Origin of the sequence: Achromobacter sp. ACM02, from assembly GCF_014851605.1 — a bacterium.
Lineage (GTDB): Bacteria > Pseudomonadota > Gammaproteobacteria > Burkholderiales > Burkholderiaceae_B > Achromobacter > Achromobacter aegrifaciens.
In genome coordinates, this window is sequence record NZ_JACUZY010000002.1 from 513,268 (window position 1) to 538,174 (window position 24,907).

The 24,907-nt window shown below is 66.7% G+C and carries 23 protein-coding genes; 10 read left to right on the forward strand and 13 right to left on the reverse strand.

Annotation, left to right across the window (positions count from 1 at the left end; genetic code table 11):
* Positions 1-11 precede the first annotated feature (11 nt).
* From IB258_RS07235 to IB258_RS07255, 5 genes are all read left to right on the forward strand, one after another.
* Positions 12-1,280 (forward strand): aromatic ring-hydroxylating dioxygenase subunit alpha, encoded by a 1,269-nt coding sequence (locus IB258_RS07235; RefSeq protein ID WP_054456187.1) that lies wholly within the window; start codon positions 12-14, stop codon positions 1,278-1,280.
* A 2-nt stretch (positions 1,281-1,282) separates the two neighbouring features.
* Positions 1,283-1,603 carry a non-heme iron oxygenase ferredoxin subunit gene (locus IB258_RS07240; protein ID WP_054456189.1) on the forward strand — a complete coding sequence of 107 codons (321 nt, stop codon included), beginning with the start codon at positions 1,283-1,285 and terminating at the stop codon, positions 1,601-1,603.
* On the forward strand, positions 1,600-2,823 hold the full coding sequence (locus IB258_RS07245) for an NAD(P)/FAD-dependent oxidoreductase (RefSeq protein ID WP_054456191.1): 1,224 nt from the start codon (positions 1,600-1,602) through the stop codon (positions 2,821-2,823). Before IB258_RS07240 ends, IB258_RS07245 begins: the two co-directional genes overlap by 4 nt.
* An 8-nt stretch (positions 2,824-2,831) precedes the next feature.
* Positions 2,832-3,251 (forward strand): nuclear transport factor 2 family protein, encoded by a 420-nt coding sequence (locus tag IB258_RS07250; protein ID WP_054456194.1) that lies wholly within the window; start codon positions 2,832-2,834, stop codon positions 3,249-3,251.
* Between the two features lie 112 nt (positions 3,252-3,363).
* Positions 3,364-4,317: a tripartite tricarboxylate transporter substrate binding protein gene (locus tag IB258_RS07255; protein WP_054456196.1), complete on the forward strand. Its 954-nt coding sequence runs from the start codon at positions 3,364-3,366 to the stop codon at positions 4,315-4,317.
* Positions 4,318-4,383: 66 nt separating this feature from the next.
* Here IB258_RS07255 and IB258_RS07260 read toward each other — a convergent pair whose 3' ends face one another.
* From IB258_RS07260 to IB258_RS07280, 5 genes are all read right to left on the reverse strand, one after another.
* Positions 4,384-5,253, reverse strand: coding sequence for an ABC transporter ATP-binding protein (locus IB258_RS07260; protein ID WP_125470670.1), 870 nt, complete (start codon positions 5,251-5,253; stop codon positions 4,384-4,386).
* A gap of 15 nt (positions 5,254-5,268) precedes the next feature.
* Positions 5,269-6,078 (reverse strand): ABC transporter permease, encoded by an 810-nt coding sequence (locus tag IB258_RS07265; protein WP_192352334.1) that lies wholly within the window; start codon positions 6,076-6,078, stop codon positions 5,269-5,271.
* Positions 6,075-6,938, reverse strand: a complete 864-nt coding sequence (locus tag IB258_RS07270) for an ABC transporter permease (protein WP_119451246.1) — start codon at positions 6,936-6,938, stop codon at positions 6,075-6,077. The genes IB258_RS07265 and IB258_RS07270 overlap by 4 nt, the downstream gene beginning before the upstream one ends.
* Before the next feature lie 9 nt (positions 6,939-6,947).
* Positions 6,948-8,057: an ABC transporter substrate-binding protein gene (locus tag IB258_RS07275; RefSeq protein ID WP_054456201.1), complete on the reverse strand. Its 1,110-nt coding sequence runs from the start codon at positions 8,055-8,057 to the stop codon at positions 6,948-6,950.
* Between the two features lie 117 nt (positions 8,058-8,174).
* On the reverse strand, positions 8,175-9,698 hold the full coding sequence (locus IB258_RS07280; RefSeq protein ID WP_125470667.1) for an amidohydrolase family protein: 1,524 nt from the start codon (positions 9,696-9,698) through the stop codon (positions 8,175-8,177).
* A 291-nt stretch (positions 9,699-9,989) separates the two neighbouring features.
* Between IB258_RS07280 and IB258_RS07285 the strand changes: the two genes are divergently transcribed.
* Positions 9,990-10,850 (forward strand): DUF2272 domain-containing protein, encoded by an 861-nt coding sequence (locus IB258_RS07285; RefSeq protein WP_192352335.1) that lies wholly within the window; start codon positions 9,990-9,992, stop codon positions 10,848-10,850.
* Positions 10,851-10,873: 23 nt separating this feature from the next.
* On the opposite strand, the gene IB258_RS07290 is transcribed toward IB258_RS07285, so the two are convergent.
* Complete coding sequence (locus IB258_RS07290) at positions 10,874-12,088, reverse strand: benzoate/H(+) symporter BenE family transporter (RefSeq protein ID WP_054456207.1); 1,215 nt, start codon at positions 12,086-12,088, stop codon at positions 10,874-10,876.
* A gap of 229 nt (positions 12,089-12,317) precedes the next feature.
* Here IB258_RS07290 and IB258_RS07295 point away from each other — a divergent pair, with 229 nt between their 5' ends.
* Positions 12,318-14,693 (forward strand): DNA internalization-related competence protein ComEC/Rec2, encoded by a 2,376-nt coding sequence (locus IB258_RS07295; protein ID WP_370539819.1) that lies wholly within the window; start codon positions 12,318-12,320, stop codon positions 14,691-14,693.
* Positions 14,694-14,712: 19 nt separating this feature from the next.
* Here IB258_RS07295 and IB258_RS07300 read toward each other — a convergent pair whose 3' ends face one another.
* The 5 genes from IB258_RS07300 to IB258_RS07320 form a co-directional block, all read right to left on the reverse strand.
* On the reverse strand, positions 14,713-15,696 hold the full coding sequence (locus IB258_RS07300) for a tripartite tricarboxylate transporter substrate binding protein (RefSeq protein ID WP_119451250.1): 984 nt from the start codon (positions 15,694-15,696) through the stop codon (positions 14,713-14,715).
* Positions 15,697-15,741: 45 nt separating this feature from the next.
* Positions 15,742-16,830, reverse strand: coding sequence for an isocitrate/isopropylmalate dehydrogenase family protein (locus tag IB258_RS07305; RefSeq protein WP_192352336.1), 1,089 nt, complete (start codon positions 16,828-16,830; stop codon positions 15,742-15,744).
* 70 nt (positions 16,831-16,900) lie between these two features.
* Positions 16,901-18,349, reverse strand: coding sequence for an NAD-dependent succinate-semialdehyde dehydrogenase (locus IB258_RS07310; protein WP_054456212.1), 1,449 nt, complete (start codon positions 18,347-18,349; stop codon positions 16,901-16,903).
* Between the two features lie 34 nt (positions 18,350-18,383).
* Positions 18,384-19,607, reverse strand: coding sequence for an iron-containing alcohol dehydrogenase (locus tag IB258_RS07315; protein WP_119451252.1), 1,224 nt, complete (start codon positions 19,605-19,607; stop codon positions 18,384-18,386).
* Between the two features lie 31 nt (positions 19,608-19,638).
* On the reverse strand, positions 19,639-20,634 hold the full coding sequence (locus IB258_RS07320; protein WP_119451253.1) for an Ldh family oxidoreductase: 996 nt from the start codon (positions 20,632-20,634) through the stop codon (positions 19,639-19,641).
* A gap of 128 nt (positions 20,635-20,762) precedes the next feature.
* Between IB258_RS07320 and IB258_RS07325 the strand changes: the two genes are divergently transcribed.
* Positions 20,763-21,485: a GntR family transcriptional regulator gene (locus IB258_RS07325; RefSeq protein WP_119451254.1), complete on the forward strand. Its 723-nt coding sequence runs from the start codon at positions 20,763-20,765 to the stop codon at positions 21,483-21,485.
* On the opposite strand, the gene IB258_RS07330 is transcribed toward IB258_RS07325, so the two are convergent.
* Together IB258_RS07330 and IB258_RS07335 are read right to left on the reverse strand one after the other, a co-directional pair.
* Positions 21,482-22,447, reverse strand: coding sequence for a TonB family protein (locus IB258_RS07330; protein WP_370539820.1), 966 nt, complete (start codon positions 22,445-22,447; stop codon positions 21,482-21,484). The genes IB258_RS07325 and IB258_RS07330 overlap by 4 nt on opposite strands.
* 9 nt (positions 22,448-22,456) lie before the next feature.
* Positions 22,457-23,362, reverse strand: coding sequence for a LysR family transcriptional regulator (locus IB258_RS07335; protein ID WP_192352337.1), 906 nt, complete (start codon positions 23,360-23,362; stop codon positions 22,457-22,459).
* On the opposite strand from IB258_RS07335, the gene IB258_RS07340 reads away from it, so the two are divergent.
* Together IB258_RS07340 and IB258_RS07345 are read left to right on the forward strand one after the other, a co-directional pair.
* The gene (locus tag IB258_RS07340; RefSeq protein WP_166738284.1) at positions 23,315-23,656 is read left to right on the forward strand and encodes a hypothetical protein; all 342 of its coding nucleotides are present in this window, start codon (positions 23,315-23,317) and stop codon (positions 23,654-23,656) included. The genes IB258_RS07335 and IB258_RS07340 overlap by 48 nt on opposite strands.
* A gap of 119 nt (positions 23,657-23,775) precedes the next feature.
* Positions 23,776-24,894, forward strand: a complete 1,119-nt coding sequence (locus IB258_RS07345) for a porin (protein WP_192352338.1) — start codon at positions 23,776-23,778, stop codon at positions 24,892-24,894.
* Positions 24,895-24,907: the final 13 nt, after the last annotated feature.

The following is a 24,907-nucleotide window of genomic DNA, read 5'->3' on the forward strand; positions in this document are numbered from 1 at the left end:
GGATACCCATCATGACCTGTACCCACAGCACCGCGCCAGAGGCTCCGGCGGCGGCTCCCATCCATATCGAGCGCCGCTGGCCCAAGGAAGGCTATACGCGAATCCCCAACTGGGTCTACACCGATCCCGCCATCTTCAAGAAGGAGATGGATGTTTTCTTCGGAGGCAAGACCTGGAACTACGTGGGCCTGGAATGCGAAGTGCCCGAGGTCGGCTGCTACAAGCGCAACTGGATCGGCGACCGCCCCGTGGTCATGGTCCGCAACGCGGAAGGCGAGATCAACGTGTTGGAAAACCGCTGCGCGCACCGCGGCGCGCAGATCTGCTGGCAGAACACCGGCAAGGTCGAGGACTTCACCTGCCCCTACCACCAGTGGAACTATGACCTGAACGGCAATCTGCAGGGCGTGCCGTTTCGCCGGGGCGCCATGGGCAAGGGCGGCATGCCGCGCGACTTCGATCCCAAGCAGAACGGCATCCGCAAGCTGCGCAGCGTGAATCGGGGCGGCTCGATCTGGGCCACCTTCGCCGAGGACGCGCCCAGCTTCGAGGACTATTGCGGTCCGGAAGTGCTGGCGGAAATCGACCACATGCTGCCGGGCAAGCCGCTCAAGCTGCTGGGCTACAGCCGCCAGCTGATCCCCAGCAACTGGAAGATGTACCTGGAGAACCTGAAGGATCCGTACCACGCCACGCTGCTGCACACCTTCTACATCACCTTCGGCCTGTGGCGCGCGGACTCCAAGTCCGAATGCATCCCCACCGGCGGCGGCGCGCACAGCGTGATGGTGTCGCACAACGAGGGCAAGAAGAAGACCGAGGCCACCACGGAAATGAGCCGTTTCCGCGACGACCTCGAATTGCTGGACCTCGAAACCGTGACGCCGCGCGCCGAGTTCAACCGCGGCCGCGTCGGCGGCGCGTGGGTGTTCCCGGCCGCGCAGTTCGGCATCCAGGCCAACTCGCTCAAGACCCGCCACGTCATTCCGCGCAGCCCGACCGAGCACGAACTGGTGTTCACCTATTACGGCTACGAAGACGACGACGAGGAGATGACCCGCCTGCGCCTGAAGCACGCCAACCTGCTGGGTCCGGCCGGCTTCGTGTCGATGGACGACAGCGAAATGCTGAACCAGGTGCAGATCGGCGTCACCGGCTATCCGGAAGAGCGCGGCATCATCGAGATGGGCGGCCGCGATACCGAGCCCGCCGACTACATGGTGACCGAGGTGCTGATCCGCTCCTTCTACGATTACTACCGCAAGGCGATGGGGCTGTGAGCATGGATACCTGGAAACCCGTGGCGATGGTGTCGGACATTTCCCCCGACACCGGCACCCTGCGCGTGGTGCATGAAGGCGAGGGCGTCTGCCTCTACAACCTGCAGGGCGATATCTGCGCCACGCAGGACCGCTGTCCGCACGGCAACGCCAGCCTGGCCGACGGCTACCTGGAAGACGGCACCATCGAATGTCCGCTGCACCAGGGCGTCTTCGACATCCGTACCGGCAAGCCGCAATGCCCGCCGGTCACGACGGACCTGCGCCGCTACGAGGTGCGGGTGGAGTCGGGCACGGTCTACCTGAAGGCGGAAGCCGCATGAACTCCGGCGCCATCGTGGTGGTCGGCGCGGGTCAGGCCGGCGGCTGGGCCGCGACGACCTTGCGCGAACGCGGCTACGAAGGCCGCATCGTGCTGCTGGGCGATGAGCCCCACGCGCCTTACGAACGCCCGCCTTTGAGCAAGGCGGTGCTGGGCGGCCAGGCCGTGCCCGAAAGCACCGAGCTGTTTTCGGCCGAGCGGCTGGCGGCGCTGCGCATCGAGTTCCAGCCGGGCGTGGCGGCGACGCGGCTGCGCGTGGCCGACAGGCAGGTGGATACCTCGGACGGCGGCAGCATCGCCTACGACAAGCTGATCCTGTGCATGGGCGGCAGGCCGGTAGTCCCCGCGCTGCCCGGCGTAAACGGTCCCGGCGTGCACGTGCTGCGCACCCGCGACGACGCGCTGCGCCTGCGCGCCAGCCTCGGCCCGGGCAGCCGCCTGGTCGTGGTCGGGGGCGGCTGGATCGGGCTGGAAGTGGCGGCGACGGCGCGCCAGTCCGGCAGCGCCGTCACCGTGCTGGAGCAGGGGGCGCGGTTGTGCGCCCGCAGCGTGCAGCCTGCGGTGTCGGCGCACCTGGCCGCGCTGCATGCCGCCCATGGCGTGGACTTGCGCTTGAACACCGGCCTGCGCGCGGTGCTGGCGCAGGCGGACGGCCGCCCCGTGGCGGAACTTGCCGACGGCACGCGTCTGGATGCGGACGCCATCGTGCTGGGCGTGGGCCTGCGGGCCAATGACGAATTGGCGCGTGATGCCGGCCTGGCCTGCGAACGCGGCGTGCTGGTCGACGAGTACTGCAGGACCTCTGCCCCGGACGTCTATGCGGCAGGGGACGTCGCGGTGCTGACGGCCGAGGACGGCCATGCGCGCATGGAATCGTGGCAGAACGCGCAGGACCAGGGCACGGCAGCCGCGCTGTCGGCCTTGGGCCTGGGCGAACCTTATGCGCCGACCGGCGCCGTCTGGTCGGAGCAATACGACGCCATGGTGCAGATCGTCGGATTCCCGGGCCTGGCCCGCAGCGAAGTGCTGCGGCCGCAGGCAGGGGAGCGCGCCTTGCTGTCGGTGGCGCTGGACGCCAGCGGCCGCGCCGTGGCTGGCGTATCGGTGGATGCGGCGCGCGATTTCCGCCAGCTGCGCAAATGGATCGCGCAGCGTGCGGCCCTGGACCCGGCGTTGCTCGAGCGGCCCGACGTGCCGCTGGCCAGCGCCCAGATCGGATGAGGATTGCAATGGAAAACCCGATTTTGCCCATGCTGGCCAAGACGGCCTGCGAATCCGTGGTGCTGGAGTTCTTCCACGCCCTGGACACGCGGCGTCACGAGGCAGCGGCCGCGCTGATGGCCGAGGACGGCGTCTGGCAACGGCAGGGACGCCGGCTTGCCGGCCGCCAGGAAGTCCTGCAAGCCCTGAATGCCCGCGCGCCCGAGCGCAGCACCTGCCATGTCATCACCAATCTGCGGCTGGTCGAGCTGGCCGGCGCGCGCGCCACCGTCGGCTACTTCCTGACCGCCTACGAAAGCGTGCCCCATGAACAGGGTGGCGCCCCGCGCCTGGTGGCCATCCGCGAATGCCAGGACGTGCTGGTGGAGACGGACGCCGGCTGGCGGCTGGCCGACAAGAGCAGCCGCCGTCATCTTCCGCCCGAATGACGGGCCTCGAATCGATACCAACCCGCGCGTCCGGACCATTCAAAAAGCAGTGGACGCGTACCGTAAATACCTCAGGAGACAAACCGTGAAACCCTCAAGAATCTTGCATTGCATGCTGGCGGCCGCCTGTGCCGCCGTCGTGTCCGGCGCCCAGGCGCAGCAGGCCGACTGGCCGAACCATCCGATCACGCTGGTGGTGCCGTTCGCGGCCGGCGGCGGCGGCGACACGCTGGCGCGCCTGGTCGCGGAGCCGCTGTCGCGCGAACTCGGGCAGTCCATCATCGTCGAGAACCGCCCCGGCGCGGGCGGCAATATCGGCACCTCGATCGCGGCGCGCGCCAAGCCCGACGGCTATACGCTGTCATACGGCACCAACGGCACCCAGGCCACCAATCACTGGCTGTACAAGTCGCCGGGCTATGCGCCGTCGGACTTCGAGCCGATTTCGCGCTTTACCGTCATTGCGGCGGCGCTGGTGGTCAATGCCACGGACGAGCGCTTCAAGACCCTGGCGCAGCTGCTGGCCTACGCCAAGGCTAATCCGGGCGAACTGACCTGCGGTTCCGCCGGCAATGGCACGTCCTCGCACCTGGCCTGTGAATTGTTGAACCAGATGGCCGGCACCAAGGTCATGCACATTCCCTACAAGGGCGGCGGCGCGGCCATGACCGATCTGCTGGGCGGGCGTATCTCGTTCATGATCGACGTGATGCCCAACGTGTCGGGCCAGATCGCGGCGGGCAAGCTGCGGGCGCTGGGCGTGACGACGCCGGACCGCGTGGCCTCCAATCCGGACATTCCCACGATCAGCGAAGCGGGCCTGAAGGGCTATGAGTTCTTTGCCTGGGACGGCCTGTACGCGCCCAAGGGCACGCCGGCCGCCGTGCTGGACAAGCTCAACGCCGCGGTCAACCGCGCGCTGCAACAGCCGGAAGTCCGCAAGATGCTGGAGTCTCGGGGCGCGATTCCTGCGCCCACGTCGCGCCAGGCGCTGGCGGAGTTCGGCGCGGAAGAGTATGCGCGGCTGGGGAAGGTCGTGAAGGTGGCGGGCGCGTCGATCGATTGAGCGGCTGACGCCTGAACCAACCAAGCCGGCGGCGCGTGCCGCCGGCTTGCTTTTGTGCGCAAGCAGCTACCAGGCCATGCGCAAGCGTCCCAACGCAGGCAATGCTCCCACTGTCGCCGCCAGGCCGCCAGGCGGCGGCTGTTCTTCATGGCGGGTCACGCGCCCGTCCGGATCGAGAAAATCGCTCAGCACGTCGTCGCGCAGGCGGATGAAGCGCGGATCGCTGCGGTTGCGCGGATGCGGCAGATCGACGTCGACGATGCGGCGGATGCGCCCCGGGCGCGGCTGCATCACCACCACGCGGTCGCCCAGGAACACGGCTTCCTCCACATCGTGGGTGACCAGCACCATGGTGATCTGCTCCTGCTGCCAGATGCGCTGCAACTCGTTCTGCAGCCGGGACCGCGTCAACGCGTCCAGGGCGCCCAGCGGCTCATCCAGCAGCAGCACGCGCGGACGGTTGACCAGGCCGCGCGCGATCGCCACGCGCTGCGCCATGCCGCCCGAGATCTGATGCGGGTAGGACTTCTCGAAACCCTGCAAGCCGACCAGCGCGATGTGCTCGGCCACCAGCTCGCGCTTTTCTGCCTTCGAAAGCGGCGCGTTGCGCAGCGCCGCCGCGATGTTGCGTTCCACGTTCAGCCACGGAAACAGGCGATGGTCCTGGAACACGATGCCGCGGTCCAGGCCTGCGCCTCGCACCGGGGCGCCGTCCAGCAGGATCTGGCCGGAGTACTCGCCATCCAGCCCCAGGATCAGGCGCAGCAGCGTGGACTTGCCGCAGCCGCTGGCGCCCACGATACTGACGAAATGCCCGGCGGGCACGTCGAGGTTGATGTCCTGCAGGACCTGCAGCGCTTCTGCGCCGTCGCCCGGGCCGGCATAGCGCTTGCCCACGCCGCGAATGTTCAATTCCTTGCCGAAGATGCTCGTCATTCCTTTCCTACTCCATCAGGCGGCGCCGTAGCGGTGCCGCGCCAGCCTGCGCTCCAGCGCGCGGGCCAAGGCGTTCATGGACCAGCCCACCAGGCCGATCACGAACATGCCGTAGATCACCAGGTCCATCTGGAAGTGTTCGCTGCCTTCGATCAAGGTGTTGCCGATGCCGTGGCCGGCCACCAGCAGATACTCCGCGCCTATCGTCGCCAGCCAGGAGTAGATCAGCGCCAGGTATACCCCGGTGAAGATCGAAGGCGCGGCCGCTGGCAGGACCACATGCAGCAGCGTCTGCCAGCGCGAATAGCCGAACACGCGGGCCACTTCCAGCAGCGCAGTGGGGGTGCTGCGTATGCCGTCGCAGGTATTGACGACCACGGGCACCAGGGCGGCAAGCGACAGGAACGTCACTTTGGCGACGTCGCCCAGGCCGAACCAGACCGAGATCAGCGGGATCCAGGCAAACAGCGAGATCTGCTTGAAAGTGTTGAAGCTGGGACCCACAATGCGGTTGAACAAGGGCAGCAGGCCCAGCAGCGCACCCAGTATCAGGCCGAGCGCGGTGCCTATCGCGAATCCGGTGAATTCCCGCGCCAGGCTGGCGCTCAGCGCGCGCCATAGACGGCCTGAGGAGATCTGGCTGGCCGCCGTCTCCAGCACCTTGCCCGGCGACACCAGCAGCGGCGTGGATACCCAGTCCAGCCGCGCCAGCGCCCACCAGGCCAGGATGGCGGCGGCGGGCAGCACCAGGCCGCGCCAGCGCGCGCGCAACCAGGCGCCTCCGCGTCGGACCACGGGAAGCGTGGAGATGGACGCCGCGCTCATGCCCGCGCTCCCGTGGATGCCGCGCCCAGGCGGGTGGCAGCCTGGCCGCCGCCCGCGCGGGCTTCGGCCAGGTCCAGCAGCTTGTCGATGGCGTAGCCGATGGCGCCCACCACGATCACCGCCGCCATCACCAGGTCCAGCTGGAACAGCTGCCGGCCGTAGACAATCAGGTAGCCCAGACCTTCGCTGGACGCGACCAGCTCCACCACCACCAGCGACAGCCAGGCCTTGGTGAAGCCCAGCCGCAAGCCGGTGAAGAGCGTGGGCAGGGCGTGGGGCAGCACGACTTCCAGCACCTGCTGGCGGCGCGTGTAGCCGTAGACGCGGGCCACTTCCAGCAGGCTGGCGGGCGTTTGCCGGAATCCCTGCAAGGTGTTCAGCGTTACCGGCACCAGCGCGGCCTTGGCGATCAGGATGTACTTCAATGGCTCGCCTATGCCGACCAGCAGCAGCACGAAGGGCAGCCACGCCAGGACCGGGATCTGCACCAGCGCGTTGAAGGTGGGCAGGATGTAGGCTTCCAGCGGACGCCACAATCCCATCGCGGCGCCCAGCGCCAGGCCCAGCACGCTGCCGGCTGCGAAACCCACCAGCACGCGCTGCATGCTGGCCTGCACGTTCAGCCAGAGGTCGCCGCTGCTGTAGAGGTCCTGCAAGGTCAGCCAGACGAAGTGGGGCGAGGGCAGCACCTGCGGCGAGATCCAACCCTGCGACGCGCCCAGCTGCCAAAGCGCGAGCAGCGCCAGCGGCAGCAGCCAGGGCAGCAAGCGGCTGCCGGCGTTGCGCAGCAGCGCGGCAGGCGCCAGGCGAGCGCCGCGGTGCGCGGACGCAAGCGGGGCGCTCAGTGTGTTCCCGGACATGACGGCTCCTTATCGCGCGGCGGCGGCGCTGGCCTGGCGCTCGCCGGCGGCAGGCTGGCCTTGCGCATTGAACGCGGTCCAGCGGGCGGCAAGATTGGCCTTTTGCAGCGCGGCATTGAGGTAGCGGGGTTCGAACCAGCCATCCACGCTCACGGGACGGCGGATCAGCTTCAGTTTCAGCGCGTCGTCCGCCACGGCCTGGTAGCGCGCGGCGAGGAACTCGTCCAGCAGCGGCGAATTGCGCACGGCCAGCACCTCGCCGTCGAACTCCGCCTGCCAGGACGCGTAAGGCGTGCCGCTGCGCGCCCAGATCTTGAAGAGCGCGTCCCGGTTCTGCTCGTCCGAGGACCATTGCGCCGCACGCACGAACACGTCGACCACGCGTTGCACGGCTTCGGGGTTCTCCTTTTCGAAATCCTCGCGCACCAGCAGGGATGCCTGGCGCGTGAACGAGGGGTCCTGACCCTTGGTTGAGTAGATGATGCGCGCCAGCCCTTGGTCGCGCAGCTTGAAGTACTCATAGCCGCCGAACGCCGCATCCACGCCGTTGGAGACCAGCGCCGCCTGCGCGCTGCCAGTGTCGAGGTTCACACCCTTGATGTCGCGTTCGGTCAGCTGGCGCGAGGCCAGCACGTTGATGGCGACCAGATGGCCGTTGGTGCCGCGGAAGATCGAGACCTTGCGGTCCTTCAGGTCTTCCAGCGATTGCAGCGCGGAGTCCTTGGGCGTGGAGACGTACAGGTTGTTGCGCACGCCGCTGCCCAGCAGGATGCGGGTCTTCAGCCCGTTGGAGCGGCCTACCACCGACGGCAGGTCGCCCTGGTAGGCGAAATCGATCTGCTTGTTCGAGAGCGCTTCGTTGACCGCGGGGCCCGCACCCTTGAAGAACAACCATTGCACTTCGGTGCCGGTGCCTTTGAAGGCCTCCTCCAGCCAGTTGTTGGCGCGCGCCACGCCGCCTGGCGAGCCGCCCCAGGTGATGGGGTCGCCGCCGCCGGCGGTCGCCACGCCGATGCGGACCACGTCGGGCGCGGCCAGGGAGGCGAGGCTGACAGCGCACAAGGCAGCGCCCAGCATCAGGCGTGAGATCAGGCTGAGGGGGGATGGCAGGGTGCGCATGGTTGTTCCGTATATCGATGATGAAAGACAGGTCCGGGCGGGCAAGCGCCGGCCGCGGACAGGGCCAGGCGCCCGCCGGCATGTGCGGGCGGGCGGGATTGCAGGTATGCGATAAGGTCAGGCCGCGCGCTTTTCTGCGTGCGCCTGCAGCTTCTGCTCGATGCGCGTGCCCTTGAAGAACTCGGGGTTCGCCTGGGTGTAGAAGCGGTAGGGGTTGTCGAACACCAGGGCCTTGAAATCGGCCGCGGAGATCACGCCGTCTTCCACCAGGTCCCAGCTTTCGGCCAGCGGCTCGGTCAGGTCCGGCACATCCCAATGGCCGACGTCGGACGACCAGATCGCGTTGAGCTTGGTGTTCAGGGGATTGGCGCGGTCGTTGAAGGCCGCGCCTATGGTCCGGTCGTCGGCCTCCGATCCGAAGTAGAAGCTGTCGACCCAGCGTTTGCGGATATCCTCGACGCTCTCGATGCCGGCCGCGGCGAAGTCGTCGAGTTCATCGCCTTGCGGTTCGCGGCTGTGGTGCAGCGCCGAGATGCCCAGGCTGTCGCGCAGCAAGGTGTCCTTGTTGAGCTCGCGTCCGTTGAGCAGGCTGGCGCCATAGCGTTCGAACAGGTCGGCCAGCAGCTCCACGTCCGCGTTGGCCGGGTTGTACTGCTGCACGGCGTTGCGATTGCGCTTTTCCCAGCGGTCCACCAAGTGCGCGTATACGTGCGCGCCCCAGTCCGCGCCGCCTTCAAGCAAGGCCACGCGCAGGTTCGGAAAGCGCCGCGTCACGCCGCCGAAGAAGAGCGCCTTGGCGAAGGCCTGGGAACCGTCGGCGAAGTGGCCGATATGGTTGAACATGTAGTTGCTGATGGAGTGGCGCCCGGTCCAGCCCTGGCTGCCGTAATGGGTGGCCAGCGGCACGCCCAGCTCCACCGCCTTGGCCCAGAACGGATCGTAGTCGTACTCGCTGTCCAGGCCGAAGAAATCCACGTAGGACGCATGGCGCGCGATCTCCGGGAATTCAGCGGGCGGATACTTGTCGGCGATGGCCTTGATCGGTCGCCGCACGCCGCCAGGGATATTGGCCACCTTCAATCCCAGCGTCTTGACCGCGAATTCGAGTTCCTCGATGGCTTCCTGCGGCGTATTCAGCGGAATGCCCGCCACGGGCGTCAGGCGGTCGCTGTACTTGCGGTACTGGTCAGCATGGAAGTGGTTGATGGCGCGATGCAGCGGCTGACGGTAATCGTCGCCAGCGCCCAGCGGCGCCAGCACGTCGTTGGGGAACAGGATGGAGTAGTCCGAACCCTGTTCCTCCAGGCGCTCGTACAGCAGCTCGGGCAGCGTGACGGTCGCCAGGTCCAGGGTATTGCGCGTGACGCGCGCCCACCAGGGCGAGCGCAGCGTGCGGTTGCGCTGCCGTTCTTCCGGGGTCTGCTGGTACCAGTCCTTGCCCTGGGACTTGGTGGCAAAGCGCGAGCCCTGCGTCTTGCGCAGCACGTCCACCAGCTTGGAGCCGCCATAGTGCTGGATGTAGTCCTCCAGCACGGGCGCGTAGTCGTTGACGTGTACGTCGGTATCGATCACGGGATAGTCCAGCTTCGCCTTGATTGCGGCGGAGCGGGAAGCCTGGGTACGGTGCAGCCGGTCGTTCATGCGGGTCTCCGAGAGTGAAACGGACGCGGCGCCTTGCGGATTCGGCAAGGCCGGCGCGGACAGGTCACAGTACGGGAGATGACCGCCCGGCCAAACGACCGATTCGCAATTTCCAACTAAGTGATGTGCTTATGGCATTTGGGGAGACTCTCGGAATTCCGGCATCCCCATATCTTGTGCGGATGGTATCTGCGGCTGCGCCTCTCATGCGACCGGAGGAGGGCTTGTCGGAACGTTATCGCGTACTGTCGGGTCACGCAGCCAATGTCCGAGCAGATCGGGGAGCGTCTCATGAAGCGTTTCGTCAGTGTCGAAGCCGTCAACCTGCGGTCCATTCCCAGTACCGAGAACAACACGCCTATCGGTAGCCTGACCCTGGGCCAGGAGGTGGACGATCTGGGAGACGCACCCGCGGGGTGGCATCATGTTCGGACGAAAATGGGCGGCCTGACCGTCGAAGGCTATTCGGTCGATGGCCTGGCGGATTCGAAATTCAAGTGGGCCCCCACTGCCAAGCAGCCAACGCTGCGGCCACTCGATACTCCGGCTCGCGAGGCGCTCGTGGCAGCGGCAGTGGAACAGTGGCTACGATTCGACAAAGGACGGGGAAAGGAGACCGTCGAACCCTATAGCACTTACATCCACGAGATGTGGAAGGCGCTGAAAAGGAATCTGACCGGAAAGGACACCGGCTATCCCTGGTCGGCCGTCGCCATTTCCCTCATGGTGAGCAATGCGGCGAAGACCATCCCTGAATTCCAGGCATTCAAGCGGTCCGTCGGTCACGCGGCCTATATGTGGGATGCCATCAAGAAGCGGGCGAGCGAGGACCGGTCCGCGCCGTTTTGGGGCGTACGCATAACGGAAGAAAAACCGCAGGTCGGCGACATCATCGGCAGTTGGCGGGACAAGCCCTACACGTTCGATCAATATCTCGCAGCCTCAAAAAATCCGGAAGCTCCCAGCCATTCCGACATCATCGTGGCGGTAGGCACCGAGGTTGCGTTGGCCATAGGCGGCAACGTCAGCCAGTCGGTCTTCGTCACCGGGTATCAGCTGACGGCCGATGGCAACATCGCGAAGAACCAACGTTTCTTCAAGGGAAAACTGGTCGGAGAAGCCATCGTCCTCATGAAGAACCGAATTGATTGAGGGGCGCTGTTGCGCAGGCGATCTCAAGCCGCCGACTGCTTCGCAAAGTCCCCGCGCTCCAGGATGAAGCTGGTCGCCACGCCGAACACCACGCCCCAGAAGGGCGCGCCGATGCCCAGCAGCGGAAGGCCGCCCAGCGTCACCAGGAAGGCAACCAGGGCGCCCAGCGTGAAGTGCTGGCGGAACGCGGTGTGGAATGCGCCTTGCAGGATGCGCAAGAGCGCCAGTCCCGCCAGCGTGGCGACAAAGGCCGCGGGCGTGGCCAGCAGCGCCTGCGTGACCAGCGGGGAGAACAGCCCGAACACGATCACCATCACCCCGAGGAAGACCGCGGCCAGCCAGTGCCGCGACGCGTTGGCGCCGGAGGCGATGATGGCATTCGACGGCCCGGCCAGACAGGTGGAGACGCAGCCCAGGCAGGCGGTCAGCGCCGAGAACACGCCACAGGCATTGGTGATGGCGTTGACCGGCGGGCGGTGCAGCGAGTTGCGCAGCACGGCAATGCCTTGCGCGTTCTGCACGGCGATCACGGTCACGGCCAGCGGCAACACCAGTTCGAACGCGGCGCCCCAAGAGAATACCGGGGCGTAGAACTGCGGGCTTGCCAGCGAGGTCGCGAACGTCACATGTTCCAGCGCGGGCGTCCTGCCCGTGAACGCCAGCGTGCATACGCCGGCGATGAGCGCGCCGATGATGGGCGAGAGCCGCTTTTGCACCGCGGGGAACAACGAGACCGCGAAGAAGGTCGCGGTCATGGCGCCAGCCAGCCACGGATCGGAGGCGAATGATCGGATCCAGTCCAGCGCGAAGCTCAGAAAAACGCCCGCGACCATCCCCATGACGATGGGCATGGGGATGCGGTCCATGATGGCGCCGACCCAGCCGGTCAGCCCCAGTACCAGCATCAGCGCGGCGGTCAGCAAATAGGCGCCGACGACCTCGGCAAAGGGCAGGTGTTGCAGGGCGCTGGCGACCAGCACCGCGCCCGGGATGGTCCACAGGAAGGCGAGCGGCTGCCGGTAAATGGCGGACATCACGATGGTAAGGATGCCGTTGAGCACGAAGGCCGCAAAGATCCAGGAGGCGAGGGTGGCCTGGCTGAGTCCCCCTTTCACGCCCGCGCTCAGGATGATCGCTACCGGCGCGGACGCGGAAAACAGGAAAGCGACGAAAGCGTTGGTCAGCTCAGTCGCCGGGAACGAGGACGAGGCGGCTGGGATCGTTTCTGGAGGGGCCATGGACTTATCTCATTAATGAGTGAAGCATTTTGCCGAGCACCGAAACAATACAGGAAATATCGCGTGCGGCGGCACCCTGGCTGCGCTTGCGCCCAGCCGAGGTGGGCAAATCCGGTCACTCCCATGCCCGTGCGGCAATGCATGCGCCTACGCTCCCCGGTTTTGGGAGATCGCTATCACTGGCCGAATTTTCTGCGTCGCGTTCGTGGCTGGCGCGGGACTGGTCCAGGTGTCCCCGCGGCTGCCCGGCGCAGGCGCCGCATGGTGGCTGGCAGGGGCTTGCCTGCTTGGGCTGGTTGCCTGCCTGCGCTCGCGGCCTGGTCCGGCGCGCCAGCTTGCCGCCTTGATGCTGGGCGTGTGTGCGGGTTCGCTGAACGCCAGTCTGCAAGCCCAAGCCAGGTTGGACGATGCGCTGTCGGATGAGCATCAGGACGCCGTGTCGCGCCTGGCGCTGCGCGTGGCCAGCCTGCCGGATGGCGACGAGCGCGGCCAACGCTTTCTGGCCGAACTGGATGAGCCTGCGCCACCCGGCATTCCCTCGCGCATTCAGGTCTCGTGGCAGGCGCCGCCCGGCCCGCAGGCGCTGATTCCCGAAATCAAGCCCGGCCAGGTCTGGCGCATGGCGCTGGTGTTGCGGCGTCCGCACGGCTTGTTGAATCCAGCGGGGCCGGATGTGGAAGGGCGCCTGTTCGCGCAAGGGATACGGGCCGTGGCTACGGTGCGCGGACAGCCCAGGCTGCTGGCGGACAAGCCCTGGGCGACGCCGGGCATCGCGATAGAGCGGGCGCGCCACAGCGTGCGGGAGGGTTTGCGCGCGGCCTTGGGGGAACATCGCTATGCGCCAGTGATGGTCGCCCTGGCCATCGGCGATCAGGCCGGCGTCGCGCGCGAGGACTGGCTGCTGTTCAACCGCAGCGGCATCACGCATCTGGTGTCGATCAGCGGCATGCATGTGACCTCGATAGCGGGCATCGCCGGGCTGTTGGTGGCGGCGTTGTGGCGGCGAGGGCGCTGGCGCGGCGCGGGGCTGGCCGAGCACGTGCCCGCGCGCGTGGCGGGCGGGGCGGCGGCCGCGCTGGTCGCACTGCTGTATTGCCTGCTGGCGGGCTGGGGCGTGCCGGCGCGCCGCACGTTCTTCATGCTGTCGGTGGTGCTGGCGGCCGCGGTGTCGCGTCTGCCGCTGTCGGGCGGCCGGGTGCTGGCATGCGCGGCTGCGGGGGTCGTGGCGTTGGATCCATGGGCGCCGGTGTCGCCGGGATTCTGGCTGTCGTTCGGCGCGGTGGCGGTGCTGTTGCGCATCGCAGATGCGCCGGTCGACCGCGAAGCCGGCTGGCGCCGGCGCTGCTCGGCCAGGCTGGCGCAAGCGGTGCGCCTGCAGCTGATGGTGACCGTGGGCCTGACGCCCTTGCTGGCCTACCTGGTGCATCAGGTGTCGTTGGGATCGCCGTTTGCCAATGCGGTGGCGATTCCCGTCGTGACCTTCGTCGTGACGCCGCTGGCTTTGGCGTGTGCCGCCTTGTCGGTCTTGCCGGGGGCGCAGGGGCTGGCCGAGTTGGCCGGGCTATGGGGCCTGCAGGCGTTCGACCTGATCATGGCGCCGGTGTCCTGGGTGGGCAACGCGTCCTGGGCCAGCGTGCCGGTTGCGGCGGCGTCGTGGCCCTGGCTGCTGCTGGCCTTGGCGGGCATGGTCTGGGCGCTGCAGGTGCGCGGATGGCCGGGCAGGCATCTGGGATGGCTCTGCATGCTGCCGTTGCTGTTTTGGCGGCCCGACCGGCCCGAGCAAGGATATTGGCGCATGAGCGCGATGGATGTGGGGCAGGGTAGCGCCATCCTGGTAGAGACGGCCAGCCAGGCCTTGCTGTTTGACGCGGGGCCGCGCCATTACGGCGGCAGCGACGCGGGCGAACGCGTCGTCGCGCCGTTCCTGCTGGCGCGGGGTATCCGGCGGTTGGACGTGTTGGTCCTGTCGCATGCCGACCTGGACCACGTGGGCGGATTGCGCGCGGTGCTGGTGGCGGTTCCGGCAGGGCGCAGCTACGCATCGTTCGATCTCGCTGCGTTCCTGCGCCGCGATATCCGGATGTGGCCGCAGGCGGGCAACGCCGCGCCGCCGTTGCCCGCCGATGTGGGGCGTTGCCGGCGCGGCATGAGCTGGGAGGTGGACGGCGTGACATTCACCTTCCTGAACCCCGCGGATGCCGGCGGCAGGAACGGGCAGGGCCGCAATGCCGATAGCTGCGTGCTGCTGGTGCAGGGGACATCGCATGCGCTGCTGCTGACGGGCGATGTGGGCGTGGCTCAGGAAAATGCGCTGGCCCGGGTATTGCCCCGAGTCGACGTGGTGATGGCGCCGCATCACGGTTCGGCATCGTCCTCGGGCAGGGACTTGGTGGACGCGTCCGCAGCCGGCCATGCGATCGCACAGGTGGGGCATTTGAACCGCTTTCGCCATCCGGCCCGCGCGGTGGAACTGCGGTGGACGCGCGCGGGCGCGGCGTTTTGGCGCAGCGACCGCGATGGCGCGGTGATGGCGACTTCAGGCGCTGGGGGTCTGCATGTGTGGGCTGAGCGTGAACGCGGGCGGCGGTATTGGCATGGGCGCTGACTGAGGCCGCCCGCGGCGTTCAATTGGCGCCGAGCAGGTTCGCGCTCTTGACCAGCGACGATACGCGTTGCGAGTCGCGCTTGAGCAGATCGGAGAATGCGATGGGGCCGCGTTCCTGTGCGGCAGGCGCTTGCGCCGCCAATTGTTCCAGACGAGTCTTGAACTCTGGGGTGTCTATTGCCTGCGACAGGGCGGCGGCCAGTTTTTCGACCACAGGCTGCGGCGTGCCAGCCGGCGCCACCAGGCCATTCCAGATGGCCAGATCGAACTCAGGCAGTCCGCCCTCGGCAAAGGTGGGGATGTCCGGACTTTGCGCCAGGCGCGCGGTTCCGGTCACGGCAATGGCTTTGACGCGCTTGTCCTGATGCAGGGGCAGCATGGTCACGGTCTGGTCGATGACCCCGTCGATCATGCCGCTCATCAGGTCGGTCAGCGCGGGACCTGTGCCGCGATAGGGAATGAGTTCGCCGCGTGCGTCGGCGAAGTGCAGAAACATGGCCTCGGCCAGGTGCGCCGTGCTGCCCGGCCCGCTTGAGCCCAGGTTGAGCTTGACGGCGTTCACGTCGCGGATGCGCTTGAGCATGGCGGGCAGATCCTGGATGCCGCTCTTGTTGCTGACCGACAGCACCATGGGCACGGTCGCGACGATGCCGATGGGAGCCAATTCTTTTTGCGGATCGTAGTTGGCCTTGGGATGCAGATGCGGCAGGATCGCCAGCGACATGTTGTTGAAGGCCAGGGTGTAGCCGTCCGGTGCGCTCTTCTGCAGCTTCTGCATGCCGATGAGGCCGCCGGCCCCGCCTGAGTTTTCGACGACCACCGTCTGGCCCAATTGCTTGGACAGCGAAGTGGCCACCAGGCGGCCCAGCGTGTCGCTGGTGCCGCCGGGCGCGAAGGGCACGATGACCGTGATGGCGCGGCTGGGATAGTCCTGGGCGGCGGCGGGAGCGGCAAAGGCTGCCGCGGTCAGGGCGGCGCACAGGAAGGGGGTGATGCGTAGCATGGGGTGTCTCCTCGTATTTTCTTTTCTAGGTGGGGGGCCTTGCCGTCAGCGCGACAACGCGCGGCAGACGGCCTGGGTCATGTCGGTGCAGCTTGCCGTGCCGCCCAGGTCGCGTGGCACGTGGTCGCCTTTGGCGAGCACCTGTTCGACCGCGCGCTCGATGCGTTGCGCGGAATCGGAGAGCGCGGCATCGGCATGCTTGTCGCCCAGCCAGCGCAGCATGAGCGCGCCCGACAGAATGGTGGCCAGCGGACTGGCGGCGTTCTGGCCGGCTATGTCGGGCGCGGATCCGTGCGCGCCCTGGAAGAGCCCGTGGGTGTCGCCCAGTTCTGCAGACGCCGACAGGCCCATGCCGCCTATCGTGGCGGCGCCCAGGTCGGAAATGATGTCGCCAAACATGTTTTCCGCCACGATCACGTCATAGAAATCCGGCCGCTTGAGCATGTGCACTGTGATGGCGTCGGCATAGGCGTAATCGATTTCGACGTCGGGATAGCTGGCGGCCACGTCATCGCAGACCGCGCGGAAGAAGGCGTAGGTGCGCAGGATGTTGGCCTTGTCGCACACCGTGACGCGGCGCTTGCCGTCACGCGGCGCGCCGTTGCGCTGGCGCGCCAGCTCAAAGGAAAAGCGGGCGACGCGTTCGATGCCCTTGCGGGTGACGACGATGGTGTCGGTCGCCACTTCATCGCGCAGCACGATTCCGCCGCCGCGGCTGGCGTACAGGCCTTCGGTGTTTTCGCGCACGATGACGTAGTCGATCTGTCCCGGCTTGAAATTCTTGAGCGGCGAATCGACGCCCTGGTACAAGCGGATCGGGCGCACGTTGGCGTACAGGTCCAGCCGGAAACGCAGGCGCAGATGCAGGTCGTTTCCGACTTCGGTGCCGTCGGGGTAGGTCACGCCCGGCATGCCGGCCGCGCCGTGCAGGATGGCGTCAGCCGCCTTGCAGGCTGCGTAGGTGTCGTCGGGCAAAACCTGGCCCGACCTGACGTAGTGGTCGGCGCCGCCGTCGTAGCTGCTGAATGAGAGCAGCTCGGCGCCGCAGGCTTCCTTCAGTACGGTGATCGCCGATTGGCAGACCTCCGGACCGATGCCATCGCCGTCGATGGTCGCAATTTCATACTTAGCCATGTGTGGCTGTCTCCTCGTGAGGGTTTTGCAATCAGAGGGACGGCCGCGCCCGGGACGCGGCCGTCAGGGCTTACCAATTGGTGGATATGTACTTGGCTTCCATGAACTCAAGCAGCCCATGGTGCGCGCCTTCGCGGCCCAGGCCGCTTTGCTTGACGCCGCCGAAAGGCGCCGCGGGATCGGATACCAGGCCGCGGTTCAGGGCGATCATGCCGCTTTCGATGCGTTCGGATACGCGCAGTCCGCGCGCCAGGTCGCGGGTATAGACGTATGCGACCAGCCCATACTCCGTGGCGTTGGCCAAGGCCACGGCTTCGTCCTCGGTATCGAACGCCACGATGGGCGCCACGGGACCGAAGATTTCCTCGGCAAGCAGGTCGGCGTCGGCGGGCACATCCACCAGCACGGTGGGCTCGTAGAAGTGCCCGGCGCGGTCCAGCCGCTTGCCGCCGGCCTTGATCCGCGCACCCTTGGCGACGGCGTCGGCCACCAGCGATGCCACCTTGTCCACCGCGCCCGCATTGACCAAGGGGCCGCATTGGGTGCCGGGATCGACGCCGTCGCCGGTCTTCAGCGCGGCCATGCGCGCGGCGAAGCGGGCGCTGAATTCCTCGACTGCGCCGCGCTGCACGTAGAAGCGATTGGCCGCCGTGCAGGCTTCGCCGCCGTTGCGCATCTTGGCGATCATGGCGCCTTCGACGGCGGCATCGATGTCCGCGTCGTCGAAGACCAGGAACGGCGCATTGCCGCCCAGCTCCATCGAGCAGCTGATGACGGAATCCGCCGCCTTGCGCAGCAGCACGCGGCCCACTTCCGTTGAACCGGTGAAGGAGAGCTTGCGCACGCGCGGATCATCCAGCACCGCGTTGGCGAACTTGCCAGCCGAGGAGGTCGTCAGTACGTTGACCACGCCCGCAGGCACGCCGGCTTCTTCCAGCAGGCGCATGACGGCGTAAGCGGTCAAGGGAGTCTCGGTCGCGGGTTTGAGGATGCAGGTGCAGCCGGCGGCCAGCGCGGGCGCGATCTTGCGGGTTGCCATGGCCGCGGGGAAGTTCCACGGGGTGACCAGCAGGGCGATGCCTATGGGCTGGTACTGCACGATGATGCGGCTGGCGCCGCCGGGCGATACGCTGATGTCGCCATTGATGCGCACCGCCTCCTCGGAAAACCATCGGAAGAACTCGGCGGCGTAGGCGACCTCGCCGCGCGCGTCCGTCAACGCCTTGCCGTTCTCCTGGGAAATCAGATGTGCCAGATGGTCGGCGTCGCGGACCATCAGTTCATAGCACTTGCGCAGGATTTCGCCGCGCTGGCGCGCGGGTGTAGCTGCCCAGCCTGCGGCAGCGCGCGCCGCTGCGTCCACGGCCGCGGCGGCGTCTTCGAGCGTGGCGTCCGCCACGCTGGCGATTACCTGTTCGGTCGACGGGTCGTACACGTCGATGCGACGGCCCGAGGTGGAGGCGCGCCAGGCGCCGTCGATGTAAAGGTCTGTAGACAGCTTGTTGGCCTCGATGGTCATGCGTCAGCTCCGGATGTGGGTGGAAGGCGGGTTATCAAGATGCGCGAAACGAGCCGCGTCCCGCGTAGGCGGCGGCCACGATGGCGGCGATGCCGTCCTGGTCCAGCGGTCGCGGATTGTTCGTGACCAGGCGCGCGGCCAGCATGGACTGCGCGGCGATCCATTCGAGCTGGTCGGCGCGCACGCCCAGTCCAGCCAGCGTTGCAGGGATGCCGATGCGCGAGAACAGGTCGTAGACATGGCGCGGCGCGCGGGCGGCGAGGCGCGCGGGATCGGTTTCCGTGTCCCCCATCGCCATAGAGATGGCCGCATAGTCCGCGCTGCAGGCCGTTGCGTTGAAATCCATGACATAGGGCATCAGGGTCGCCACGCCTGCGCCGTGCGCCGTGTGCGTCAGCGCGCCGATCGGGTACTGGATGGCGTGGGCCGCCGCGGTACCCGCCACGCCGAAGGCCAGGCCAGCGGCAAGCGCCGCGGCCATGACCTGACCCCTGGCATGAAGGTCGGAGCCGTCGTCGACGGCGCGGGGCAGATAGGACGCGAGCGCGCGGATGGCAATCAGCGCCTGCTGGTCGCTGAAGGCGTTCTTGCCAACGAATACGCGGGTCTGCGCGATGTCGGCATCCGGACTGCGACGGACCGCGGTCAGGGCCTCGATGGCATGGGTCAAGGCGTCGGCGCCGGCGATGGCGGTCAGTCCCTTGGGGCAGGTCAGCGTCAGTTCAGGATCGCAGATGGCGGTGTGGGGAATCAGGTGCGGACTGGAGACGCCTACTTTCAGATCGCGGGCGCTATCGGCCAGCACGGCGACTGGCGTGACCTCGGAGCCCGTGCCCGATGTGGTGGGCAGCGCGATCACGGGTAGCACCGGGCCGGGCACCTTGTATTCACCATAGTAATCGGAGGCCTTCCCGCCATGCGTCAGCAGCAGGCTGACGAGCTTGGCCATGTCCAGGCAACTGCCGCCACCCAGTCCGACGATTACCTCTGGCTGGAACGCACCGTGCGCTGCCACGCATTCGTAGACGCCCTCGACGGGCAGGTCCGGCTGGGTGCGGTCGTACACCTGGACGCGCACGCCGGCGCTTTCCAGCGTGGCCAGCAGTTCGGACATTTCCGCCGTGGCGGCGAAGCGCTCGTCGGTGCAGATCAGCGCGCGCTGGCCCAGGGCGGCTGCGACGCGGCCCAGCGCAAGGCGCTGGCCGTTGCCGAACAGCACAGCGCGCGGTGCGCGCATGATTCCAAACAATTCATTCATTGTGGATCCTTGAAAGGGTGTCTGGGAAAATTCAGGCGGCGCATTGCGCCAGGTCGAGGATGCGGCGCCAGACCTCGTCGGCCAGTTCGATGCCTGCATCCAGCCGCAGGCGGCGTTCGGTGCGCGCCCGATCGCCTGGCACCGCGACGGGCCGCCCGGGCAGCAGGGCAGGGCAGGCGCGGATGTCATCCAGGTAGCTCGTGACGCGGCTGGCAATCCCGCCCGACCCGGCCTCGATCGCGATGAAGACGTCGCCCTTGTTGCATATCTCGCGGGAATCCAGCGTGCCCTTGACGGCGTTGCCCAGCGCGGACGCCGTCAGGCTGGCGACCAGCACTTCGAACGCCAGGCCCAGCGCGTAACCCTTGGCTTCACCGAAGGGGGCCAGTGCGCCCGCTTTGGCAGCTTCGGCATCCGTGGTGGGGTTGCCGGCGCCGTCGAGCGCCCAGCCCGGCTCGAGTGGCCGGCCATGGTTGGCGTAGTCGTGGATCTTGCCCATGGCGACCTGGCTGGTGGCCATGTCCAGCACGAACGGTTCGTCCGCGGTGGGTACGCCGATAGCGATCGGGTTGGTGCCGATCAGGGCTTGACGGCCGCCCCAGGGATGGACCAGGGCTTCGCTGGTCGACAGGGCCAAAAGGATCTGGCCTTCGCGCGCCGCGCTTTCCGCGTAGAGCGCCAGCATGCCGATATGGTTGTTGTTGCTGACCGCGGCGATGGCGATTCCGGTCTCGCGGGCGCGTTCGCGGATCTGCTCCAGGGCCGCCAGCGCGATCACCGGCCCCAGGCCGCGTTCGCCATCCATGTCCAGGAAAGCTGGGGAGCGCCAGACGGCCGTGCCGCGGGTTTTCGGGTCGGCCACGCCGTTGTGGATGCGTTCGATGATGCGCGGCAGGCGTAGCAGGCCGTGGGACGCGCGCCCGCGCAATTCGGCTTCAAGCAGCAGGTCGGTCTGCGTCGCGGCGTGGTCGGTCGGGGCCCCGGCCAGTTCCAGCGCGCGGATGCAAACCTGCCTTGCCTCCCCCATTTTTATCGTTGTCGTCATAGTGTCGTTAAGTTGTTAAATCCGATCGGATCTGAAATACGATCTGATTTATGCTAACCTCGTAACAAATTGGACGTCAACACATAGTTGGCAAATCGGGTGAAACAACCATGACGACACTCTCTCGCGGTTCCGCAGCCGTACCCTCGACCATGCCCGCGGCCGGCCAGCGCCTGGGCGAGCGCGTGCGGTCGTTGGGCGACGAGGTCTATGAAACGCTGCTGTCGCAGCTCATTTCCCTGAAGATCGCGCCCGGCATGCGCATCGCGGTCGATGCGCTGGTGCGTGAGCTAGGCGTATCGCAAACGCCGATACGCGCCGCGCTGATCCGGCTTGAAACCGAAGGGCTGGTCGTCAAGACGCATCACGTGGGATACAGCGCGGCGCCCATGCCTACGCGCAGGCGTTTCGAGCAGATGTACGAACTGCGCTTGCAGCTGGAGCCATTCGGTGCCGGGCTGGCGGCGCAACGCATGACGGACGCGTCACTGCAGGAACTGGCGGCGCTGTCTGCGGCAATGAGCGCCCCGAGCGCCGATGATGCGCGCGTGGCCTATGGCAAATTCGCCGTGCTGGACGCGCAGTTCCACTCCTGGATCGCGGAGCAGAGCGGCAATGAACTGCTTGCCGAAGCGCTGGCCCGGCTGTACGCGCATACCCATCTGTTCCGGCTGCGCTTCCACTCGAGGGTCACGGAAGAAGCCGTGACCGAGCATGCACGCATCGTGCGGGCGCTGAGCGAGCGTGATGCCGATGGCGCTCAGGATGCCATGCGCGACCACATTCTCAGGTCGCGCGAGCGCATGGCGCCGTACTTCGAAATGTTGGATTAGCGCGCGGCCGGTGCAGCCGTATGTCCGCCCAGGCTGATGCCGTCCCGTATCTTGCGGAACGCGGGCAAGGCTGCCGGCATGTCCTCGGCAGTCGCGGTGCAGCGCATCGCGACGCGCAGCGTCGCGGTATCCAGCAAGGCGTTGTATTCCAGCAGGCGCGTGCCATCCGGTCCTGCGCCCGCGGGCGCGACATAGTCGATGCCCTTGGCGCCCTGCAACTCGAAGCCGCTGCGCTGCTCGGGCGATTCGCCCTGCGCGGCCAGGATCGCTTCGGCCGCAGCCATGCGTTCGGCGGCAGAGAGCGGCGCTTCGGCGCCGGGATGCGTCTTCAGCGATTTGCGCGGCGTGCTGAAGCCGACGCCGCACAGGTAGCCGGCCGCGCCCGCGGCTTGCGGCGCGCCGTTGGCGCGGACGATCTCGACCAGCACATCGAATTCGTCGGATTTGCCGCTCTTCACGATCCGATAGGCAGCGGGCACGGTGACGCCGAATCCGCGCGTCCGGTCGGCGTAGCGGCGCTCGGCGTCGCTGGCGGGTTCCTCGATCATCTGGAACCGCACCGGCAGCATCAGGATTTCCCTGTCAGCCTGCATGTCGCTGGTGAAGGCGGGCAGCGGGCTGGCGCGCCGGACCATGCGGACCGCGGCCTTGTCGATGGCGACATACCCCGAGGAACTGGCGAGGTCCACCGCGTCGATCTTGCCGTCCCGCAGGACAGTGAGGCGCAGGCGCAGGCTTAGGGGACCGTCAAGTTCGTACGCTTCCCTGGGCATTTCCAGATGGCTTTGCAGTTTGCGCATTGCGCCAGTGGTCCATTCGGTCTGATTCGCAGGGGCGGCGGCGGAAACAGCCGCGGACGCGCAGAGGGCGATCGCTGCCATGGTGCAAGCGCGTATCGGCCAGTTCATGTGGGCAAGTCTCCTGATCGTAGGAACCCGCAAAGGCGGGCGCGTCGGCAGCATAACCCGCTGCTAGCGTGAGCAAGCAGCACCCAGGTCCAGGCTGCTGGCCAACAGATTGATGAACTCGCGCACCTTGGGCGATGAGCGCCGCGGCTGCGGGTACACGGCATACAGGTTTCGCTCCGCGGGCTGCCAATCCGGCAGCAGGGACATGAGACGGCCGTCGGCCAGGTCCTGCGCGACCAGATAAGCGGGCAGCAGTCCGATACCGGCGCCGTTCAGCGTTGCGTCGCGCAGGGTCAGGCTGTTGTTGCTGCGCAGGGGGCCGCTGACATGCACGGTTTGCTTCAGGTCGTCTCGCGTAAAGCGCCATTCGTTGTGGTTGGCGCCGCGCTTATAGATCAGGCACTGATGGCTGGCGAGATCCAGGATGTCCTTTGGGGTGCCCTGGCGTTTTAGATAGGTCGGCGCGGCGACCAGCGCCCTGGGCAGGGTGGCGATGGTCTGGGCGCCCGCCGCGAAATGCTTGGGGGTTGCGCCGATATACAGCGCGATGTCGATGTCTTCGTCCGCCGGGTCGAGATACTTGTCGTTGAGTGTCATTTCAACGGTGACCTCGGGAAAAATCGCGGTGAATTCCGTGATCAGGCGGCCCAGATCCGCTGCGCCGAAGGCGATCGGCGCGCGCACCTTCAGGATGCCCCGTGGCGTGGTCTGTACCTGCCCCGCGGTGCGTTCGGCTTCTTCCACATCTTCGAGGATGCGGGTGCATTTTTCGTAGTAGGTCTTGCCCGCATCGGTGAGCACGATGCGGCGAGTGGTGCGCGCAAGCAGCGGCGTGCCTATGTGGTCTTCCAGCGCAGAAACGTTCTTGCTCACCGAGGCGGTGGACATGTTCAAGCGCGTTGCAGCGATCGTAAAGCTTCCATGTTCGACGACCTTGCAGAAGACATTCATTGCGACCAGGCGATTCATATTCTTTCCCGCAACGAAACCGTTTATTTCCGGCGCGACCCTTTAATTGCGGGGTTTGGCGATGTCAATATCGCGGCTGATTATAGCGACGGAGACAGGCGTGGAACAGAAAAGAACAGACGCTTTGGTGCAGTCGCGAGGGGCGGGAAGGATGAGCAGGAATGCCTTCCTCCAATACGCGGGAATCAGTCCGATATCGACGCGGGAGTAGTAGGCATAAGCGGGGAATCCTGGCATTGGCGACGCAGGATCAGGATCTGCATGGCACCGAAGAAAACTATCTGGCAAAGCTGACCAACCTGTAGTCCGAGGCCGTTCGAACACCGGTTCGCGTGGCGCCGAGAGTTGCAGTGTCCTGGGGCTGGCCTATTGCCGACCACGGCAAACATAACGATTTTCAAAGGGGGTGGTTCATGAAGTATGGAAAGCAATACAGGAAGTGTGGCAAGCAATTCAGGGTCCCGGCGATGTGCGCGGCATTGGCTGTCTATGCCGCGCACTCGCCTGCGGTGTTCGCGCAGTCCAGTCTCAAGTTTTACGGAATAGCGGACACGTATATCGAGTACAAGAGCAACAACATCGATAACAAGAAGCGCGGCGCGTCGGCGGGGCGATCCTCTTCGTCCGGCGGATCCTCGATGCGGATGGGCTCCGGCGGGTTGTCGGGTTCCCGTTGGGGTATGCAGGGAGTGGAGGACCTGGGTGGCGGGATGCAGGCTGTTTTCACGCTTGAAGGCGGCTTGAATACGCATACGGGAACCATGGCCGAGGAGGGACGTCCGTTCAACCGCCAGGCCTTCCTGGGTCTGAACAGCCCCTACGGCATGGTGACTTTGGGAAGGCAATACACCAGCATGTTCAGCCTGTTGTTCCCGATGGTGCCTCAGGCCTACGCGCCGGCCTACGAGCCTTCGGGGGCTCTCTTGGGTGGTGTGCGTCACGACAACTTGGTCAAATATCGTGTCGGGACGGGGGCGCTGTCGGCGCAGGCGCATTATCAGCTCGATGATGCGGCGGGCACGCGTTATCAGCGGTCGGCCTGGGGCGGGGGAGCGAGCTACCTGTCCGGCCTGTTTGGCCTGGCGGCAGTCTACGACGAGGCCGGCGGCGCAAAGCCGACAACCGCGTCGAACCGGCTGCGCAAGCTGGCCTTGAGCGCTTCCTACGCGCCGGATCCTTGGCACCTGACGGCGGGCTACCGCTGGGCGCAGGACAAGACGGCCCGAGGCAGCTTGAACCAGCGCGACGACATGTGGTGGATCGGAGTCGGGTGCCGCCTTTCGCGGGTCCTGCAGGTCACTGCCGCGTTTTACTACGACGACGTGAAGGCCGATGCAGGGGGAGGAAATCCGCCGAATCCCAAACAGCATGTCTTGCAGCTGCTTTACAGCGGGCTGTCCAAGCGCACAGACCTGTATGCGGTCGGCGCCTATGCGCGTAACTCCGCGCTGAACTTTGCGCCGCTTGCCACGCTGCCCCCGGGCAAGGATAGCCAGGCCGCCCTGGCGCTGGGCATCCGGCACAAGTTCTGAGGGCATGGCGCGC

Coding starts and splice junctions, on each gene's coding strand:
- IB258_RS07235 (WP_054456187.1), top strand. CDS start 12: ATGACCTGTACCCACAGCACCGCGCCAGAGGCTCCGGCGGCGGCTCCC.
- IB258_RS07240 (WP_054456189.1), top strand. CDS start 1,283: ATGGATACCTGGAAACCCGTGGCGATGGTGTCGGACATTTCCCCCGAC.
- IB258_RS07245 (WP_054456191.1), top strand. CDS start 1,600: ATGAACTCCGGCGCCATCGTGGTGGTCGGCGCGGGTCAGGCCGGCGGC.
- IB258_RS07250 (WP_054456194.1), top strand. CDS start 2,832: ATGGAAAACCCGATTTTGCCCATGCTGGCCAAGACGGCCTGCGAATCC.
- IB258_RS07255 (WP_054456196.1), top strand. CDS start 3,364: ATGCTGGCGGCCGCCTGTGCCGCCGTCGTGTCCGGCGCCCAGGCGCAG.
- IB258_RS07260 (WP_125470670.1), bottom strand. CDS start 5,253: ATGACGAGCATCTTCGGCAAGGAATTGAACATTCGCGGCGTGGGCAAG.
- IB258_RS07265 (WP_192352334.1), bottom strand. CDS start 6,078: ATGAGCGCGGCGTCCATCTCCACGCTTCCCGTGGTCCGACGCGGAGGC.
- IB258_RS07270 (WP_119451246.1), bottom strand. CDS start 6,938: ATGTCCGGGAACACACTGAGCGCCCCGCTTGCGTCCGCGCACCGCGGC.
- IB258_RS07275 (WP_054456201.1), bottom strand. CDS start 8,057: ATGCGCACCCTGCCATCCCCCCTCAGCCTGATCTCACGCCTGATGCTG.
- IB258_RS07280 (WP_125470667.1), bottom strand. CDS start 9,698: ATGAACGACCGGCTGCACCGTACCCAGGCTTCCCGCTCCGCCGCAATC.
- IB258_RS07285 (WP_192352335.1), top strand. CDS start 9,990: ATGAAGCGTTTCGTCAGTGTCGAAGCCGTCAACCTGCGGTCCATTCCC.
- IB258_RS07290 (WP_054456207.1), bottom strand. CDS start 12,088: ATGGCCCCTCCAGAAACGATCCCAGCCGCCTCGTCCTCGTTCCCGGCG.
- IB258_RS07300 (WP_119451250.1), bottom strand. CDS start 15,696: ATGCTACGCATCACCCCCTTCCTGTGCGCCGCCCTGACCGCGGCAGCC.
- IB258_RS07305 (WP_192352336.1), bottom strand. CDS start 16,830: ATGGCTAAGTATGAAATTGCGACCATCGACGGCGATGGCATCGGTCCG.
- IB258_RS07310 (WP_054456212.1), bottom strand. CDS start 18,349: ATGACCATCGAGGCCAACAAGCTGTCTACAGACCTTTACATCGACGGC.
- IB258_RS07315 (WP_119451252.1), bottom strand. CDS start 19,607: ATGAATGAATTGTTTGGAATCATGCGCGCACCGCGCGCTGTGCTGTTC.
- IB258_RS07320 (WP_119451253.1), bottom strand. CDS start 20,634: ATGGGGGAGGCAAGGCAGGTTTGCATCCGCGCGCTGGAACTGGCCGGG.
- IB258_RS07325 (WP_119451254.1), top strand. CDS start 20,763: ATGACGACACTCTCTCGCGGTTCCGCAGCCGTACCCTCGACCATGCCC.
- IB258_RS07330 (WP_370539820.1), bottom strand. CDS start 22,447: ATGCTGCCGACGCGCCCGCCTTTGCGGGTTCCTACGATCAGGAGACTT.
- IB258_RS07340 (WP_166738284.1), top strand. CDS start 23,315: ATGTTCGACGACCTTGCAGAAGACATTCATTGCGACCAGGCGATTCAT.
- IB258_RS07335 (WP_192352337.1), bottom strand. CDS start 23,362: ATGAATCGCCTGGTCGCAATGAATGTCTTCTGCAAGGTCGTCGAACAT.
- IB258_RS07345 (WP_192352338.1), top strand. CDS start 23,776: ATGAAGTATGGAAAGCAATACAGGAAGTGTGGCAAGCAATTCAGGGTC.